Source organism: Nocardioides caldifontis (assembly GCF_008087345.1).
GTDB lineage: Bacteria > Actinomycetota > Actinomycetes > Propionibacteriales > Nocardioidaceae > Marmoricola_A > Marmoricola_A caldifontis.
This window is the reverse complement of record NZ_VHIB01000012.1, coordinates 1-16,865: the sequence shown is the minus strand read 5'-3', so window position 1 is coordinate 16,865 and position 16,865 is coordinate 1. Positions and strand designations below refer to the sequence as shown.

The window sequence follows — 16,865 nt, the reverse complement described above, 5'->3', positions numbered from 1 at the left end:
GGGCTCACCCCTCGCGGACGTGGGCGGGGACGAACGGCGGCCGGGTGACGACGAAGACCTCGCGCCGGCCCCGCACGTCCACCGTGACCTCGGCGCCCTCGGCGACCTGTTCGGCGAGCAGCGCCAGCCCGACGCCCTTGCGGAGGGTCGGGGCGAAGGTGCCGGAGGTGACCTCCCCGACCGGGACGTCCGCGGTGAGTAGCACCCGCATCCCGGGCCGCGGGATCCCGCGCCCCTGGGCGACGAGGCCGCGCAGCACCCGGGCCGGCCCCTCGGCCCGCTCGGCGGTCAGCGCCTCCTTGCCCCAGAACGCCTCCTTCGACCAGCCGACGGCCCAGCCGAGCCGGGCCTGGACGGGGGTGACGTCGAGGGAGATGTCCTGGCCGTGCAGCGGGTAGCCCATCTCGGTGCGCAGCGTGTCCCGGGCTCCCAGCCCACACGGGCGCACCTCCTCACCGGCCGCGAGCAACGCGTCCCAGAGCGGCCCCGCGCCGGCCGAGGAGACGAGCAGCTCGTAGCCGCGCTCCCCCGTGTAGCCGGTGCGGCAGACCACCACCTCGGCCCCGTCGTACGACGGGGTGGCGAACGACATGTAGCCGTGGCCGGTCGGGAGCCCCAACCGCTCCAGGACGGCGTCCGAGCGCGGGCCCTGCACCGCGAGCACCGCCCACTCCTCGTGCTCGTCGGTGACCTCGACCTCCGCCGGTGCCGCCTCGGCGAGCCGCCGGGCCACCTCGGCGGCGTTGGCGGCGTTGGGCACGAGCAGCACGTGGTCGTCGCCGTGCAGGTAGGCGATGAGGTCGTCGACGATCCCGCCGGAGGCGTCGCAGCACAAGGTGTACTGCGCCTGTCCGGGCTCGATCCGGCCGAGGTCGTTGGTCAGCGTGCGGTTCACCAGCTCGGCGGCCCCAGGACCCCGGAGCCGCACCTTGCCGAGGTGGCTGACGTCGAAGGCGCCGACCGCCTCGCGGACCGCGGCGTGCTCCTTCAGGACACCCCCGGGGTACTCCAGCGGCATCTCCCAGCCACCGAACTCCGAGAGCTTCGCGCCGAGGGCGACGTGCCGGTCGTGCAGCGGGGAACGCCTCATGCGGCCGAACCTACAAGCGGCCCTCCTACCATTGCCCGGTGACCTCCTTCATCCTGCGCAAGGGCGCCGTCGAGCGCACCGGTACCGACGCCGTCGTGGTCGGCGTCCTCTCCACCGACAAGGGCCCGCGGCTCGCCCCGGGTGCCGAGGGGGTCACCGAGGCCTACGGGCGCAAGCTCAAGCCGCTGCTGTCGATGCTCGACCTCTCCGGCAAGCCCGGCCAGGCCGCCACCGTCCCGACCGGCGGCACGCTCAAGGCCGCCGTCCTCGTGCTCGTCGGCATGGGCCCCGAGGTCACCGGCACCTCGGTCCGCCGGGCGGCCGGCGTCGCCGCCCGCTCGGTCAGCAACGCCGCGTCCGTCGCGCTCGCCCTGCCGAGCGGCGACCCGGCGCTGGTCCGGGCCGCGGTCGAAGGGTGGAGCCTGGGCGGCTACTCCTTCGACACCTACCGCACCCGCCGCTCCGACGACCGCCCCGGCGAGGTCGTGGTGCTCTGCGAGGACGCCCGCAAGGCGGAGTTCACCCAGGCCCTCACCGAGGCGCAGGTCGTCGTCGACGCCATCACCCGCACCCGCGACTGGGTCAACACCCCGCCCGGGGACCTGCGGCCCACCGCGTTCGCCGAGGCCGTCGCGGCGCTCGGCAAGGCCCGCAAGAAGGCGCTGACGGCCACCGAGAAGCCGGCCAAGGGCGTGAAGGGCGTCAAGGTCACCGTCCTCGACGAGCAGGAGCTCGAGGCGCGCGGCTGCGGCGGCATCCTCGGGGTGGGCCGCGGGTCGGACAACCCCCCGCGGCTCGTCCAGCTCAGCTACGAGCCGGCCGGCGCGACGGCGCACCTCGCGCTGGTCGGCAAGGGCATCACCTACGACTCCGGCGGCCTCTCGATCAAGCCGGGCTCGTCGATGACCACCATGAAGATGGACATGGCCGGCGCCGCCGCGGTCGTCAACGCGACCTTCGCGATCGCCGAGCTCGGGCTGCCCGTCCGCGTCACCACGTTCGCACCGATGGCCGAGAACATGATCTCCGGCTCGGCCACCAGGCCCGGCGACGTGCTGACGATGTACGGCGGCAAGACCGTCGAGGTCCTCAACACCGACGCCGAGGGGCGGCTGGTCCTCGCCGACGCCCTGGTCCACGCCCGCGAGGCGAAGCCCGACGTGGTCGTCGACGTGGCGACCCTGACCGGCGCCTGCATGGTCGCGCTCGGCGACCGGGTGACCGGGCTCTTCGGCAACGACGACGGGCTGGTCGCCCGGATCCGCGAGGTCGGCGAGCGGGCCGGCGAGGCGCTGTGGCCGATGCCGATCCCCGAGGAGATGGGCGAGAAGGTCCGCGGCAACTCCAAGATCGCCGACCTGGCCCAGCACAACTCCGAGCGGTGGGGCGGGGCGTCCTACGCCGCGGCGTTCCTCCGTGAGTTCGTGGACGACCTCCCGTGGGCCCACCTCGACATCGCGGGGCCGGCGTACAACGAGAAGGGGGCGTACGGCCACGTCCCGACCGGCGGCACCGGCGTCGCCGTCGCGACGCTGGTCGAGCTCGCCCGCGACCTCGGCGAGCGGCCGTTCCGGGCGGATTCCGCGGACGAGGAGGAGCTCGAGCAGGCCGGCTGAGCGGGGCGCCGGCTCAGCCGGTGTCCCCCCGCCCGGCCTTCCGCCGGCGGTTGAAGTCCCGCATCCGGTCGGGGTAGCCCACCACCGACGCGTCGTACGACGGGATGCCCGCGTCGTTGGCGAACCGGTGGGCCCACTCGGTCGACGGCACCCGCCGGCGGGTCCACTCGCCGTCGTGGGCGACCAGCAGGAGCGTCACGTCGCTGACCGCGGTGCGCGGCTCGACGAACCCCTCGACTCCCCGCCGGCTCTGCACGAACTCGCGGAGGTGGCGTTGGTCGGCCTCGTCGGAGGGCCGGACTGTCGTGAATCCGCCGTTCGACCGGCGCGGACGACCGCGACGCCGTGACACGCGGAAGCGGTCGAGCATTCCCATGGGGACCAGTGTGACGTAAACGGGGTAAGTGCAAGGATGGGCGCGTCCCCCGCCGCCCCACGAGGGCACCTTTCGGACCTTGAAGGAGCGATCACAGCGCATGGCGACACCAGTCACCCTCCCAGCACTTGGCGAGTCCGTCACCGAAGGCACCGTCACCCGCTGGCTCAAGCAGGTCGGTGACGAGGTCGCCGTCGACGAGCCGCTCCTCGAGGTCTCCACCGACAAGGTCGACACCGAGATCCCCTCCCCCGTCGCCGGCACGCTGCTGGAGATCAAGGCCGAGGAGGACGAGACGGTCGAGGTCGGCGCCGAGCTCGCCGTGATCGGCGACGCCGGCGAGGGCGGTGGCTCGGGCGGCGGCGACAGCTCCGCGCAGGCCGAGGAGAGCGAGGACTCCGACCAGTCCGACGCGGGCGACTCCGGCGACTCCGGCGACTCCGGCGAGGACGAGACGCCGCTCGAGGAGGAGGCCGAGGAACGGGGCTCCGAGAAGGAGGAGGCCGCCGCGGAGGCGCAGCCCTCGTCCGGCTCCGGCGACGGCGGCGGCGACGGCGGCGGGTCCGGCTCCGGCGAGTCCACCCCGGTCACCCTCCCGGCGCTCGGCGAGTCGGTGACCGAGGGCACCGTCACCCGCTGGCTCAAGCAGGTCGGTGACGAGGTCGCCGTCGACGAGCCGCTCCTCGAGGTCTCCACCGACAAGGTCGACACCGAGATCCCCTCCCCCGTTGCCGGCACGCTGCTGGAGATCAAGGTCCAGGAGGACGAGACCGTCGAGGTCGGCGCCGAGCTGGCCCTGGTCGGGTCCGGCCAGCCCTCGGGCGGCTCCGGTGGCGGCCGCTCCGACCAGGCCGAGAAGCCCTCCCCGGTCGCCGAGACCGACGACCAGGACGCGGCCGACGAGCAGGAGGCCGCCCAGGCCGAGGAGGCCGTCGAGCAGGAGCCCGAGCCCGAGAAGGCCGAGGAGCCGGAGAACAAGGAGGCCGACGCCCCGGCGAAGGCCGAGCAGCCCCGCACCGAGGAGCAGCCCCGCACCGAGGACAAGGCGCAGGCCGGCAACATCAAGGCGGAGTCCGCCCCGACGCCGGCCGCGACCACCGAGAGCCAGGGCGACTCGCAGGGCTACGTGACCCCGCTGGTGCGCAAGCTGGCCGCCGAGCACGGCGTCGACCTCGCGAAGGTCAAGGGCACCGGTGTCGGCGGGCGGATCCGCAAGCAGGACGTCCTCGAGGCGGCCCGGGCCGCCCAGGAGGCGCCCGCGCCGAGCGCGCCCGCGGCCGACCAGGGGGCGGCGCCGGCCGCGAAGCCGGCCGAGAAGGCGCCGAGCCCGCTGCGCGGCCGGACCGAGAAGATGAGCCGGCTGCGCAAGGTCATCGCCAAGCGGATGGTCGAGTCGCTCCAGGTCTCGGCCCAGCTCACGACGGTTGTCGAGGTGGACATCACCGCAATCTCGCGGCTGCGGGACGCCAAGAAGGCCGAGTTCGCCGAGCGCGAGGGCGTGAAGCTGTCGTTCCTGCCGTTCTTCGTCAAGGCGGCCATCGACGCGCTCAAGGTGCACCCATCGCTCAACGCCGGGATCGACACCGAGAAGGGTGAGGTCACCTACTACGACCACGAGAACATCGCGATCGCGGTCGACACCGAGAAGGGGCTCCTCACCCCGGTCATCAAGAACGCCGGCGACCTCAACGTCGCCGGGCTGGCGCGCCACATCGCCGACCTCGCCGAGCGCACACGCTCGAACAAGATCGGCCCCGACGAGCTGGCCGGCGGCACGTTCACGGTGACCAACACCGGGAGCCGCGGTGCGCTGTTCGACACCCCGATCATCAACCAGCCGCAGGTCGCGATCCTCGGCACGGGGAGCGTCGTCAAGCGGCCCGTGGTGATCGACGACCCGAACCTCGGCGAGACGATCGCGATCCGGCACATGGTCTACCTGGCGCTCACCTACGACCACCGGCTGGTCGACGGCGCGGACGCCGCACGGTTCCTGTCCGACGTCAAGGAGCGGCTCGAGGCCGGGCACTTCGAGGTCTGATGCGGTTCGTCGTCGCGGGCGCCTCGGGGTTCCTCGGCGGCGCCTGGACGCAGGCGCTCGTCGAGCACGGCCACGAGGTCGTCCGGCTGGTCCGTCGGGAACCCACCGCCGCCGACGAGGTGCGGTGGGACCCGGCGAGCGGCACGGTCGACCGCGCGGTCGTCGAGCGTGCCGACGTGGTGGCCAACCTCGCAGGCGCGCCGCTGGTGCACGTGCCGTGGAACGAGCGCTACCGGCGCACCTTCACGGCCTCGCGGGTGGACACCACCCGGACGCTCGCCCAGGCGATCGCCGGCAGCGACCGGATGCCGGCGTTCCTCGCCCAGAGCGGCGTGGCGGCGTACGGCGACCGCGGCAGCACGGTCATCACCGAGGACAGCCCGGTCGACGCGCGCACGTTCATGGGTGACGTCGTGCGCCGGTGGGAGGCGGCGACGGAGCCCGCCCGCGAGGCCGGGGCGCGGGTCGCGCTGATGCGGACCTCGGTCGTCCTCGACCGCCGGGGCGGCGCGCTCCCCGCCATGCTCCTGCCGTTCCGGCTCGGGCTCGGCGGGAGGATCGGCAACGGCGAGCAGTTCTTCGCGACGATCTCGCTGCACGACTGGCTCACCGCGGCGACCTTCCTGGCGCACAACGAGCTCTCGGGGCCGTTCAACCTCACCGGGCCCGAACCGTCGACCAACGCGGAGTTCACCGAGGCCCTCGGGAAGGCGCTCGGCCGGCCCACCGTCCTCCGGGTGCCCTCCCTGCCGCTGCGGGCGACGGCGCTGGTCGGGCCGATCGGCGGCGAGATCCTGGCCTCGCAGCGGCTCGAGCCCAAGCGGCTGCTCGAGGCGGGCTACGCGTTCGCGCACAACGACATCACCGACCGGCTCGCGGCCGCGCTGCGCTAGCCCGGTCGCGCTCACCCCCTGCGCACCGGGTCGACCGACCACACCTGCCACTGGCCCGCCTGCCGCACGAGCACGACGTCGCTCGTCGACGGCCGGTCCCGCGGCAGCGCGACGCGGCCCGCGGCGGAGACCGCGGTGCCCCCGGCGAGCCGGTCCCGCACCCGCAGGGTCAGCCGGTGCGGGGCAGTGTCCACGATCTCGACCTCGAGAAGCTGCTGGTGGAGCCCCTCCACGACGAGCCCCCGGTCGACGTACGCCTCGAGGAGCCGCACGTCCCGCGACCCGGCACCGGAGCCGTCGGCGTACAGCGCCCGGAGCGCCGGCACGTCCCCCCGTGCGTACGCCGCGGCTCGCCGCTCGTCCCACTCCCGCAGCAGGGCGACCGCGACCTGCTCGGGGGCCGGCGGCCGGGCCGTCGGCTCCGCGGCGTGACCAGGACCGGCACCCGGCTCGAGCAGCCGCACCACGGCCAGCGAGACGAGGACCGCGAGGACGGTGAGAGCACCCCAGCCGAGGACGGGACGGAGCGCGGGTGGCAGAGGCATGGCCGCATGGTGGCACCGGACGCCGACCGGCTGCCCCCGTCATCCACAGGCGTACGCTCGACGCCGTGAGCGAGCTGCGTTTCGAGATCCCGGGCCTCGGGCCCTCGGCGGTGGAGTACCTCGCGGCGTGGGAGCTCCAGCGGGACGTGCACGCCCGGGTCGTCGCCGGCGAGCCGGACACCGTGCTGCTCCTCGAGCACCCGCCGGTGTTCACCGCCGGCAAGCGCACCGAGCCGCACGAGCGGCCCTTCGACGGCACCCCGGTCATCGACGTCGACCGCGGCGGCAAGATCACCTTCCACGGCCCCGGGCAGCTGGTCGGCTACCCGATCGTCCGGCTCCCCGACCACGTCAAGGTCGTCGACTACGTGCGGCGGATCGAGGAGGCACTGATCGCGGTCTGCGCCGACCTCGGCGTCGCCACCGCCCGCGTCCCCGGCCGCAGCGGCGTCTGGATCGACGACGCTCACTCGCCCCCGCGGCAGCGTGGCGGCGCAACCGACACGCTCGCGGAATCGGCACAGCGGCAGCGTGGCGGCGCAACCGACACGCTCGCGGAATCGGCACAGCGGCAGCGTGGCGGCGCAGCCGACACGCTCGCGCAATCAGCGCAGCGGAAGATTGCGGCGATCGGGATCCGGGTGTCGCAGGGTGTGGCGATGCACGGGTTCGCGCTGAACTGCGACGTGGACCTCGCGTGGTACGACCGCTTCGTGCCCTGCGGGATCAGCGATGCCGGCGTGACCTCGTTGAGCGCGGAGCTCGGGCGGGACGTCACCGTCGAGGAGGTCCTCCCCTCCGTGCAGCGGCACCTCACGGAGCTGCTCGGGTGGGGCCCCTACGAGCGCACCCCGGACCACGAACCGCGCAGCGAGGCTGCCCTGGTCCCGGCCTTGCGTGTCCCCGTGGTCAATCCGTCGTCCTGACCCGCGGGTGCGGCAGGCTGGGCCGGGACCCCGTCCCTCCGAGACCCTGTCGACCCCGGGAGCGCCGTGACCGACCTCGTCATCGAGACGCACGGGCTCCGCAAGGAGCACCGGCGGCTGCGTGGCGGCCCCCTGGTGGCGGTCGCGGGGCTCGACCTCGCGGTCGCCCGCGGTGAGGTCCACGGGCTGCTCGGCCCCGACGGTGCCGGCAAGACCACCGCGATCCGGATGCTGCTCGGGCTCGCCCGCCCCACGTCGGGCACGGCCGCCCTGTTCGGCGAGCCGGTCCCCCGACGGCTGCCGCGGGTGGTCGGCAGGGTCGGCGGGCTCGTGTACCACCCGGCGTTCCACCGCGGGCTCACCGCCCGGCAGAACCTGCTGCTGCTGGGGCGTGCGGCCGGGGTCCGCCGGTCGCGCGTCGACCAGGTGCTGGAGCAGGTGGGTCTGCAGGGGCACGGCGAGGAGCGGGTCCGCGGCTACTCCGTCGCGATGCGCCAGCGGCTCGGGCTGGCCGCCGCGCTGCTGAAGGAGCCGGAGCTGGTGGTCCTCGATCAGCCGACCGCCGGGCTCGACCCGTCGGGGATCCGTGAGGTGCGCGGCCTGGTCCGCGACCTCGGCCGCGCCGGGGTGACGGTGCTGCTGAGCACCCACCTGCTCGCCGAGGTGCAGCAGGTCTGCGACTCGGTGACGATCATGTCCGGCGGCGAGGTCCGGCGCTCCGGCGAGGTCGCCGGGCTGGTCGGCCGCTACCAGCCCGCGGGCGTCCGGGTGGCCGTCGCCGAGCTCGACAAGGCCGCCGAGCTGCTGCGCGCGGCGGGGCTGGAGGTCACCCGGGAGAGCCGGACCCACCTGTTCGTGGCCGGCCCGCCCGACCCCTCCGTGGTCACCCGCGTGCTGGCCGAGCACGGCCACTTCGTCCGCGAGCTCATCCCCGAGCGGCCCGACGTCGAGGACGTCGTCCGCCGGCTGTCGACCGCCGAGGCCCCGGAGGGGGTCCGGTGAGGCTGCTGCGCGTCGAGCTGACGCGGTTCGGGCTACGGCGAGGCGTGGTCGTCGTCCTCCTGATCGCCGCCGCGGTGACGGCTGTCCTCGCGGTCTCCGCCGCCTACGCCACCCGCCCGGCCGACGACACCGAGCGCGCGGCGGCCGAGCAGCTGCTGGCCCGCGACCAGCTCCTCGGCGAGCAGGAGCGCGAGGCGTGCCTCGAGGCCTCGCCCTCCGACTCCGCCTGCGAGCAGCCGCAGCCGCGGCTGGAGTGGTTCCTCCCCCGCGAACCTCTCGACCTCGCCGGCGAGCTCGACGGCCGCGGCCAGGTCCTGGTCTTCACGCTGGTGGGTGCGGCGGTGCTGCTCGGGGCGACCTTCACCGGCCCCGACTGGAGCAGCGGGTCGATCGGCAACCAGCTGCTCCAGGCCCCGCGTCGTACGACGGTCTGGCTGGCGAAGGCGCTGGCGGTCGTGCTGGCCACCACCGGAGCCGCTGCCGTCCTCCTGTCGCTGTTCTGGGGCTCGCTCGCGGTCGTCGCCGTGGCCCGCGGCGTCCCACCCGGCGCCGCCGACTGGGAGGTGGTGCTCCGGGGGTCGGCCCGCGGGCTGCTGCTGGTGGCCGCGGCTGCGCTCGGGAGCTACGCGGTGACGATGCTGCTGCGCCACACCGTGGGGACCCTCGGGGTGCTCCTCGGCTACGCGGTGGTCGGCGAGGGGCTGGCCGCGTCGCTGCCGTTCGAGCGGATGAGCCAGTGGTCGCTGGCCCGCAACGTGCAGGCGTTCCTCCTCGACGGGGTGGAGCTCGCGGACCGCTCGCTGTGCGGCCCCGGGGAGCGGGGGTGCGTCCCGCGCTACGACCTCACCGCGACCCACGCCGCGGCGTACCTCGGGGCGCTGCTGCTCCTCGCCGTGGTCGTCTCGGTGGCGTCGTTCCTGCGCCGCGACGTCCCCTGACGGCGCCCCAGGGACTGGGTGGCGCGACGTAGAGTGGGCGCCGTGACTGCAGTCGAGCCCGCCGGACGAAAGCTGCTCCGCCTGGAGGTCCGCAACGCGCAGACCCCGATCGAGCGCAAGCCGGAGTGGATCAAGACCCGTGCCCGGATGGGGCCGGAGTACAAGCACCTCCAAGGGCTGGTGAAGTCCGAGGGGCTCCACACGGTCTGCCAGGAGGCCGGCTGTCCCAACATCTACGAGTGCTGGGAGGACCGGGAGGCGACGTTCCTCATCGGTGGCGACCAGTGCACCCGGCGGTGCGACTTCTGCCAGATCGACACCGGCAAGCCGCAGCCGCTGGACCGCGACGAGCCGCGTCGGGTCGCCGAGAGCGTGCGGACGATGGGGCTGCGCTACGCGACCATCACCGGCGTCGCCCGCGACGACCTCCCCGACGGCGGCGCCTGGCTGTACGCCGAGACGGTGCGCGCGATCCACGACCTCAACCCGGGCACCGGGGTGGAGAACCTCATCCCCGACTTCAACGGCAAGCCCGACCTGCTGACCGAGGTCTTCGAGTCGCGGCCCGAGGTGCTCGCCCACAACGTCGAGACGGTGCCGCGGATCTTCAAGCGGATCCGGCCCGCGTTCCGCTACGAGCGGTCGCTGGACGTCCTGACCCAGGCCCGGGCGTTCGGGCTCGTCACCAAGTCCAACCTCATCCTCGGCATGGGCGAGACGCGCGAGGAGGTCTCGCAGGCGCTGCGCGACCTGCACGAGGCCGGGTGCGAGCTGGTGACGATCACGCAGTACCTCCGCCCCTCCCCGCGCCACCACCCCGTCGAGCGGTGGGTCCGGCCGGAGGAGTTCGTCGAGCTGGCCGCGGAGGCCGAGGAGATCGGCTTCGCCGGGGTCCTCTCGGGGCCGCTGGTCCGCTCGTCGTACCGCGCCGGCCGGCTCTACGCCCAGGCGGTCGAGAGCCGCGGCGACCGGGGCGAGGCGCACCAGGGCCGCGAGGCGCTGGCGGCCCCGACCACCCCGGCCGCTGCCGCCGGCGTCTGAGACAATCTTCCGGCTCCGGAGCACCATCCGGCCGGCGCACGGACGAGCACGACTGAGGGCGGAGTGACCATGGCCAAGGACGGGAAGCCCGGACGCATCTCGCAGATGCGGCAGGCCTACAAGATCACCAAGCAGGCGGACCCGAAGATCGGGTGGATCCTGCTGGGGACGTTCCTCTTCTCCTTCCTCGTCGGGCTGGCGCTGTTCTACGTGCTGATCCCGCCGGACTGGCGGATCCTCGACGTCATCACCGCGCTGATGGTCGGCGTGCTCGGCACGCTGATCGTCTTCGGGCGGCGGGCGACGCGCTCCCAGCTCAAGCAGATGGAGGGGAAGCCGGGTGCGGCCGCGGCGGTGCTCAGCATGCTCAAGCGCGGTTGGAAGACCGACACCGCGATCGCCTTCAACCGGCAGCAGGACGTCGTGCACCGGCTCGTCGGCCCGCCCGGGATCGTGCTGATCGGCGAGGGCAACCCGAACCGGCTGAAGAACCTGCTCGCGTCCGAGCGCGCCAAGCACCAGCGGGTGGCCGCCGAGGCGCCGATCCGCGAGATCGTCATCGGCTACGACGAGGGCCAGGTGCCCCTGCCGAAGCTGACCCGCACCGTCACCAAGATGAAGCGCGAGGTCCAGCCGGCGCAGATGACCGAGCTGCTCGCCCGGCTCAAGGCGATGGACGCGACCCGGTCGAACATCCCGCTCCCGAAGGGGCCGGTCCCGACCAGCATGAAGGGGCTCCGCGGCAACCTGCGCGGCCGCTGAGCCCCTCCGCTCGCCGGCGTCCCGGCCGGGTCAGCCCTGCGTGTTAGGCGGCTCGACGATCTCGCTCGCCGGCGGCGGGTCGATCCGCACCTCGCTCCCCCACTGCGTCATGTCCATGACGACCTTGGTGCCGGCCAGCGCGTAGCGGATCCGCCGCATCCGGTCCTGGCCGTCGAGCCACACGTCGTAGACGAGGGTCTCCGGGAGCCCGGGCACCTGGCCCATCTCCATCGCCTCCATCGCGCGAGCGGCGTTGACGTGGAGCTTGACGTGCTCGGTCTGCTCCCCGCCGAGCTTCTCCTGGCCGACCGGCTCGACCCTCTCGAGCCCGGCCTCGAAGCCGGCGAAGGAGTCGGCCGGCGACATGCCGGTGTTGCCGAACTGGGAGTAGAGCGGGTCGTCCTTGGCGATCTCGAAGAACTTGCCCTCCGGTGTCATTCCAGGGATCGAGGCGAAGATCCGCTGGTCGGAGACGATCATGGTGAGCGCCTGCTCCCCCATGCCGGGCATCAGCATCGTCATCCGCAGGTCGCTGCCGTCGGGGCCGTACGCCGTGTCGCCCTCGGCCTCGATCGTCTGGGGCCCGGTCATCCTCATCGAGACGTGGACCGACCCCTCGTCACCGAAGCCGGCCTTGAGCCGGTCGAGGAAGGCGGTCACGTCGTCCCCGGCCGCCGGGGCGTCGGCGGTCGGGCTCTCCGACGGGCTCTCCGACGGGCTCGGGCTGGCCTCGTCCGTCGGGCTCGACGACTCCGTCGGGGTGGGCTCGGCCGCCGTGGGCTCCTCGTCGCCGCCGCAGGCGGTGAGCGAGAGCGTCAGCAGGGCACCGGCAGCGAGGGCGGCGGTCTTGGTCTGGGTGCGGCGCAGGAGCATGCCGCCCACCTTACGGACGGACCGGACAACTCCGGCGGACGCTCACCGCACGAGCGTGACGGTGCCGACCGCGAGGTCGTGGAGGCCGCGGTTGTCACGGTTGAAGACCAGCGGCGGGACGACGAGGCAGATCAGCAGGGTGCGCACGAAGGCGTGGAGGACCGTGACCGGTCGGCCGTCGAGCCGTACCACCGCCAGCCGGAGGGCGAGCTGGCCGAACGAGCCGCCGGCGAGCGCGGTGAACACCGTCGCCTCGAGGAGGAAGACCAGCAGGGTGAGCCACCCGTTGGTGTTCGGGACCCCGCCCCAGCTCTCGACCAGCGCGGCGACGAGGAGCGAGGCGACCCAGTCGACGAAGAGGGCGGCGATGCGACGTCCCCAGCTCGCCACCGAACGTGGTCCCTGCTCGGGGAGACCCAGCCGTTGACCGGCGTACTCCTGCTCACCGGAGACCTCGGGGACCATGGCGCTCACGCTACCGGGGCGGCTCCGCCGGCCCGGCGGCGGACCTGTCGGCTGGACCGGACGGCCGTGAGAGGTCCGTAACCTCCGCGAAACAATCGGGATACGGTGGAGAAACTGGCCACGCCTACGTTCGAACGCAGATGCGCGGGGGCATCGACTGATCGTTCGTGTGACCACACACGACGAACGCCCGAGCAAACGGCCGCGGCGCGGTCAAGGAGGACGAATGTTCGCGAACAGCGACGAGCTGCTGAAGTACATCAAGGACGAAGGCGTCGAGATGGTCGACGTGCGGTTCTGCGACCTGCCCGGCGTCATGCAGCACTTCACGGTGCCGGTCTCGTCGTTCGACCAGTCGGTGTTCGACGACGGGCTGAACTTCGACGGCTCCTCGATCCGTGGGTTCCAGGCGATCCACGAGTCCGACATGTCGCTGTTCCCCGACCCGACGACCGCCTACCTGGACCCGTTCCGGGAGCGGAAGACGCTGATCGTGAACTTCTTCATCCACGACCCGCTCACCGGCGAGGCGTACAGCCGCGACCCGCGCAACATCGCGCGGAAGGCGCAGGCCTACCTCAAGTCCACCGGCATCGGTGACACCGCCTACTTCGCACCCGAGGCCGAGTTCTACGTCTTCGACGCGGTGCGGTTCGAGACCTCGCAGAACGCGGGTTTCTACCACATCGACTCCGAGGCCGGCGCCTGGAACACCGGGTCCGAGGAGAACAACCGCGGCTACAAGGTGAAGTACAAGGGCGGCTACTTCCCCGTGGCGCCGTACGACCACTTCGGTGACTTCCGCGACGAGGTCGTCGTCGAGCTGGAGAAGGCCGGGCTCGTGGTCGAGCGGGCCCACCACGAGGTCGGCACCGCCGGCCAGGCCGAGATCAACTGGCGCTTCGACGAGCTGCTGCCGTCGGCCGACTCGGTGATGAAGTTCAAGTACATGGTGAAGAACGTCGCCTGGCGCAACGGCAAGACCGCGACCTTCATGCCGAAGCCGATCTTCGGCGACAACGGCTCGGGGATGCACTGCCACCAGTCGATCTGGAACGACGGCGAGCCGCTCTTCTACGACGAGTCGGGCTACGCCGGGCTCTCCGACACCGCCCGCTACTACATCGGCGGCCTGCTCAAGCACGCCCCGTCGCTGCTGGCGTTCACCAACCCGACGGTGAACTCCTACCACCGGCTGGTGCCCGGCTTCGAGGCGCCGATCAGCCTGGTCTACAGCCAGCGCAACCGCTCCGCCTGCGTGCGGATCCCGATCACCGGGTCGAACCCGAAGGCCAAGCGCATCGAGTTCCGCTGCCCCGACCCGTCGGCGAACCCCTACCTCGCGTTCTCGGCCCTGCTGCTCGCCGGGCTCGACGGGATCAAGAACAAGATCGAGCCGCCCGCCCCGGTCGACAAGGACATCTACGAGCTGCCGCCGGACGAGATGGCCGAGATCGACCAGGTCCCGGTGTCGCTCGGCGCGGTCCTGGACAACCTCGAGCGTGACCACGACTTCCTCACCGAGGGCGGCGTGTTCACCCCCGACCTGATCGAGACCTGGATCCAGTACAAGCGGCAGAACGAGATCCTGCCGGTGCAGCTGCGGCCCCACCCGCACGAGTTCGAGATGTACTACGACATCTGACAGGTGCGGTCAATGGACCGCTGACCTGCGCAAACGCACGGCCCCTGCCGGGAATCGCCCCAGATTCCCCCCGGCAGGGGCCGTGCGGCATCCGGGGGCCGGGCATCGCCCGTTGCGCGGGCGTGGTCGACGATGCGCGTGCGGGCAGTCCCCGCACCGACCCGTCCATGCCCACGACCGAAATCGACCTCAACGACCCGATCTGGACGATCCGTCACGTTGCCGCCGCGCTGGACCACCTCAGCGTGGACTCAGCCCGGGAGCACACCTACCGCGCCGACTTCCCTGCCCCCCGAGCGCCCTTCGCCAGCAACCTGTGGCTCCGGGAGGAGGTGCTCGCCTGGTTCGCCGCTCTCCCGCGGAAGCCCAAGGCCACCGGGGAGGACCCGGCCCGCGTGCGACGCAGCGCCTCCGGTCCCCCGAAGCCTCGCACGCCTCGCACGACGCGCGCCGCGCCCCTCGCCTCGACCCCCGCCACACCCGCTGGCGCCCGCAAGCCGAAGCCCTACGCGCCGAGGCGGGCGGCATGAGCCCCCCGCTGGAGACCTACGACGGGATCCGGATCTACGCGCCGACCGGCATCGGGAAGAACGGCCGCTACTACAACCTGCGCTGGGAACGCGTCGATGGCACCCGCGGCAAGACCACCGGCGGCACCACCCTCGACCAGGCTCGCTGGAAGGCGAGCCAGGTCAGCGCCTATGAGTCCTCGGCCGCCGGCCCACTCGCGGTGACCCGGCTGGACATGCTGGTCACTGCCTACCTCGCCGAGGGACGAAGCCCCTACGGCAGGAAGCGGCCCTGGCGGTCCAGCTACCGCAACCAGACCGAGGACCAGCTGCTGCGCACCATCCGGGGCTTCGAGCACTACCGCGCGATGGACGTCACCCGCGAACTAGTGGACCAGATGCGCGCCCAGGGCGGCACGCCCCGCATGGTGCAGCAGAACACCACCGCCTGGCGTGGGCTGCTCAAGTGGGGCTACGCCCGCAAGGAGCCCTACTTCACCGCAGCCCAATCCGAGCTGCTTCCCCAAGGCGCGGTGAACCCTCTCCCCGCCCTGGTTGGCACCGAGATGCCCGAACGACGCGACCGCGTCCGACAGGTCGGCGAGCACGAGGACTACGTCCGCCCCGAGGACGCCCCGTCCGCACCCCAGGTGATGCGTCTGGGGCGCGCGCTGGCCCGCAGGTTCCCGGCTTGGGGAAGGCTGGCACCCGAGCTGGCCGCGAACTGCGGTCCTCGCTGGGGCGAGCAGTTTCAGCTCACCGCCGACGACGTCCACCTCGACGGATGCGGGGGCCGCCCCGACCCGCACTTCCACATCGACTGGCAGATCGACGCCGGCGCCAAGGCCGGCACGAGCCGACGCATCACCCCCAAGGGCAACAAGACCCGGCTCGCACCGATCGCACCGCAGTCCTTCACCGGCTACGCCCTGTTGGACCAACTCAGGCACCGGGTTGCCGCCGCGTACGAAGAAAGGGTCGCCGGTACCAACCCAGAGGCGCTGCTCTTCCCGGCCCCCCGGGGCGGCCTACTGTGGCACTCCGCTTGGGCAAGCGACTACCTGCTGCCGGCCATGCGCGAGGCGGGCTGGCCGCTCACCGACTGGACCGAGCGACGCGATGAATGGTCCGCCCAGACCCACAGCTACACGCAGCTGGAGCGGAATCGCACCATGGCCGAGCTCACCTGGCACTCCTTACGCCACCGTTTCGCGCGCATCGCGATCGACACCTATCACTGCGATTCCGGCGAGCTGATGGCACTGGGCGGCTGGGAGAACAAGGCCACGGTGGACAACCGGTACTACGAGAGCGGCCTCGAGCACACGCTCAGCGGCCTGGGCTTGTTCTCGGGCCGGTCGGCGACACGGATCGAGGGGACCTACTCAGGGTGAGCCCCAGCCGTCCGCGACTCATGAATCTCTTGTCAGGAGGCACGAGTCGTCTGCACTGCGACGGCATGGTGGCGCGAAAGGTGGCCAACGGCCGTTACCGACGGGCAGTTCCTCGGTCGTAAGTGCCTGCGCTCGCAGCGGTTCAGGCAAAATCGTCGGGGGCAATCCTTACGCTCGGGCCATGGCGGTTGGATCTGTAGCGAGTGCTCGCGGTCAATCCCTGGTGCGCCCGTGGAGGGTCGGTCTGTTGGTGGACACGACCTCGCGCGCGGAGGTTCGCGAAGCGATCGCGACACTCAGCAGCGTGTGGGGCGGTCGGTTCATGCCGATTCTGGATCGAAACGCACCAGTCGAGGAACTGCGACGCCAAGGCCGGCTGTACGACGTGGATGCCCTTTATGCCGAAGACGTGGAGGGGCCGCTCGCCGACTTTCTCCGTGAGCCCGGGTGGGCATGGGCTGGCAGGGGGGAATGGGGTCCGTTCGCGCAGCAGTCCCGTTTCCGGAAGGGCTTGCTGCCGATCAACGCATTGGTTGGCTCGGACGCCGACTTCGTCCAGCCGCGCTGGGAGAGCGTGTCAACTTCGCTGTGTAAACGGCCGGACGGGGTTTCAGGCTCCCGCGGGCAGTCGCCCCGGGAAGTGCAGTTCGAACTGGTTGAGCGCGGCGGTCCAGTGCTGGCTGGCGGCGCCGCGCATGAGGAGCTTCTTCTCTTTGCCTCCTCCTCTCGTGGTGGTCCGTGATTCGATG

Annotated in this window: 17 protein-coding genes; 12 read left to right on the top strand and 5 right to left on the bottom strand. The window is 72.3% G+C overall.

The window, feature by feature from the left end:
- Window positions 1-4: 4 nt before the first annotated feature.
- A complete protein-coding gene (gcvT, locus tag FIP57_RS18470; RefSeq protein WP_148575031.1) occupies window positions 5-1,090 on the bottom strand; it encodes a glycine cleavage system aminomethyltransferase GcvT in 1,086 nt (361 codons plus the stop codon).
- A gap of 38 nt (window positions 1,091-1,128) precedes the next feature.
- Here gcvT and FIP57_RS18465 point away from each other — a divergent pair, with 38 nt between their 5' ends.
- Complete coding sequence (locus FIP57_RS18465; protein ID WP_148575030.1) at window positions 1,129-2,706, top strand: leucyl aminopeptidase; 1,578 nt, start codon at window positions 1,129-1,131, stop codon at window positions 2,704-2,706.
- Window positions 2,707-2,719: 13 nt separating this feature from the next.
- On the opposite strand, the gene FIP57_RS18460 is transcribed toward FIP57_RS18465, so the two are convergent.
- Window positions 2,720-3,082 carry a hypothetical protein gene (locus FIP57_RS18460; RefSeq protein WP_162529863.1) on the bottom strand — a complete coding sequence of 121 codons (363 nt, stop codon included), beginning with the start codon at window positions 3,080-3,082 and terminating at the stop codon, window positions 2,720-2,722.
- 100 nt (window positions 3,083-3,182) lie between these two features.
- Between FIP57_RS18460 and sucB the strand changes: the two genes are divergently transcribed.
- The gene (gene sucB, locus FIP57_RS18455; protein WP_148575029.1) at window positions 3,183-5,123 is read left to right on the top strand and encodes a 2-oxoglutarate dehydrogenase, E2 component, dihydrolipoamide succinyltransferase; all 1,941 of its coding nucleotides are present in this window, start codon (window positions 3,183-3,185) and stop codon (window positions 5,121-5,123) included.
- Entirely contained in the window at window positions 5,123-6,016 is an 894-nt protein-coding gene (locus FIP57_RS18450; protein ID WP_148575028.1) for a TIGR01777 family oxidoreductase, read from the top strand. The genes sucB and FIP57_RS18450 overlap by 1 nt, the downstream gene beginning before the upstream one ends.
- A gap of 11 nt (window positions 6,017-6,027) precedes the next feature.
- Here FIP57_RS18450 and FIP57_RS18445 read toward each other — a convergent pair whose 3' ends face one another.
- Window positions 6,028-6,561 (bottom strand): hypothetical protein, encoded by a 534-nt coding sequence (locus FIP57_RS18445; RefSeq protein ID WP_148575027.1) that lies wholly within the window; start codon window positions 6,559-6,561, stop codon window positions 6,028-6,030.
- Between the two features lie 65 nt (window positions 6,562-6,626).
- Here FIP57_RS18445 and lipB point away from each other — a divergent pair, with 65 nt between their 5' ends.
- From lipB to FIP57_RS18420, 5 genes are all read left to right on the top strand, one after another.
- Window positions 6,627-7,487: a lipoyl(octanoyl) transferase LipB gene (gene lipB / locus FIP57_RS18440; protein WP_148575026.1), complete on the top strand. Its 861-nt coding sequence runs from the start codon at window positions 6,627-6,629 to the stop codon at window positions 7,485-7,487.
- A gap of 66 nt (window positions 7,488-7,553) precedes the next feature.
- A complete protein-coding gene (locus tag FIP57_RS18435; RefSeq protein ID WP_148575025.1) occupies window positions 7,554-8,489 on the top strand; it encodes an ABC transporter ATP-binding protein in 936 nt (311 codons plus the stop codon).
- The gene (locus FIP57_RS18430) at window positions 8,486-9,427 is read left to right on the top strand and encodes a hypothetical protein (RefSeq protein ID WP_148575024.1); all 942 of its coding nucleotides are present in this window, start codon (window positions 8,486-8,488) and stop codon (window positions 9,425-9,427) included. The genes FIP57_RS18435 and FIP57_RS18430 overlap by 4 nt, the downstream gene beginning before the upstream one ends.
- A gap of 42 nt (window positions 9,428-9,469) precedes the next feature.
- A complete protein-coding gene (lipA, locus tag FIP57_RS18425; protein WP_148575023.1) occupies window positions 9,470-10,468 on the top strand; it encodes a lipoyl synthase in 999 nt (332 codons plus the stop codon).
- Window positions 10,469-10,537: 69 nt separating this feature from the next.
- A complete protein-coding gene (locus tag FIP57_RS18420; RefSeq protein ID WP_148575022.1) occupies window positions 10,538-11,230 on the top strand; it encodes a DUF4191 domain-containing protein in 693 nt (230 codons plus the stop codon).
- 30 nt (window positions 11,231-11,260) lie between these two features.
- On the opposite strand, the gene FIP57_RS18415 is transcribed toward FIP57_RS18420, so the two are convergent.
- Together FIP57_RS18415 and FIP57_RS18410 are read right to left on the bottom strand one after the other, a co-directional pair.
- Window positions 11,261-12,103, bottom strand: coding sequence for a hypothetical protein (locus tag FIP57_RS18415; protein ID WP_148575021.1), 843 nt, complete (start codon window positions 12,101-12,103; stop codon window positions 11,261-11,263).
- Between the two features lie 42 nt (window positions 12,104-12,145).
- Window positions 12,146-12,568: an RDD family protein gene (locus FIP57_RS18410; protein ID WP_148575020.1), complete on the bottom strand. Its 423-nt coding sequence runs from the start codon at window positions 12,566-12,568 to the stop codon at window positions 12,146-12,148.
- A gap of 226 nt (window positions 12,569-12,794) precedes the next feature.
- Here FIP57_RS18410 and glnA point away from each other — a divergent pair, with 226 nt between their 5' ends.
- From glnA to FIP57_RS18390, 4 genes are all read left to right on the top strand, one after another.
- The gene (gene glnA / locus FIP57_RS18405; RefSeq protein ID WP_148575019.1) at window positions 12,795-14,213 is read left to right on the top strand and encodes a type I glutamate--ammonia ligase; all 1,419 of its coding nucleotides are present in this window, start codon (window positions 12,795-12,797) and stop codon (window positions 14,211-14,213) included.
- A gap of 167 nt (window positions 14,214-14,380) precedes the next feature.
- A complete protein-coding gene (locus FIP57_RS18400; protein WP_148575018.1) occupies window positions 14,381-14,743 on the top strand; it encodes a hypothetical protein in 363 nt (120 codons plus the stop codon).
- Window positions 14,740-16,116 (top strand): tyrosine-type recombinase/integrase, encoded by a 1,377-nt coding sequence (locus FIP57_RS18395; protein WP_148575017.1) that lies wholly within the window; start codon window positions 14,740-14,742, stop codon window positions 16,114-16,116. Before FIP57_RS18400 ends, FIP57_RS18395 begins: the two co-directional genes overlap by 4 nt.
- A 247-nt stretch (window positions 16,117-16,363) precedes the next feature.
- Window positions 16,364-16,858, top strand: a complete 495-nt coding sequence (locus tag FIP57_RS18390; RefSeq protein ID WP_148575016.1) for a hypothetical protein — start codon at window positions 16,364-16,366, stop codon at window positions 16,856-16,858.
- Window positions 16,859-16,865: the final 7 nt, after the last annotated feature.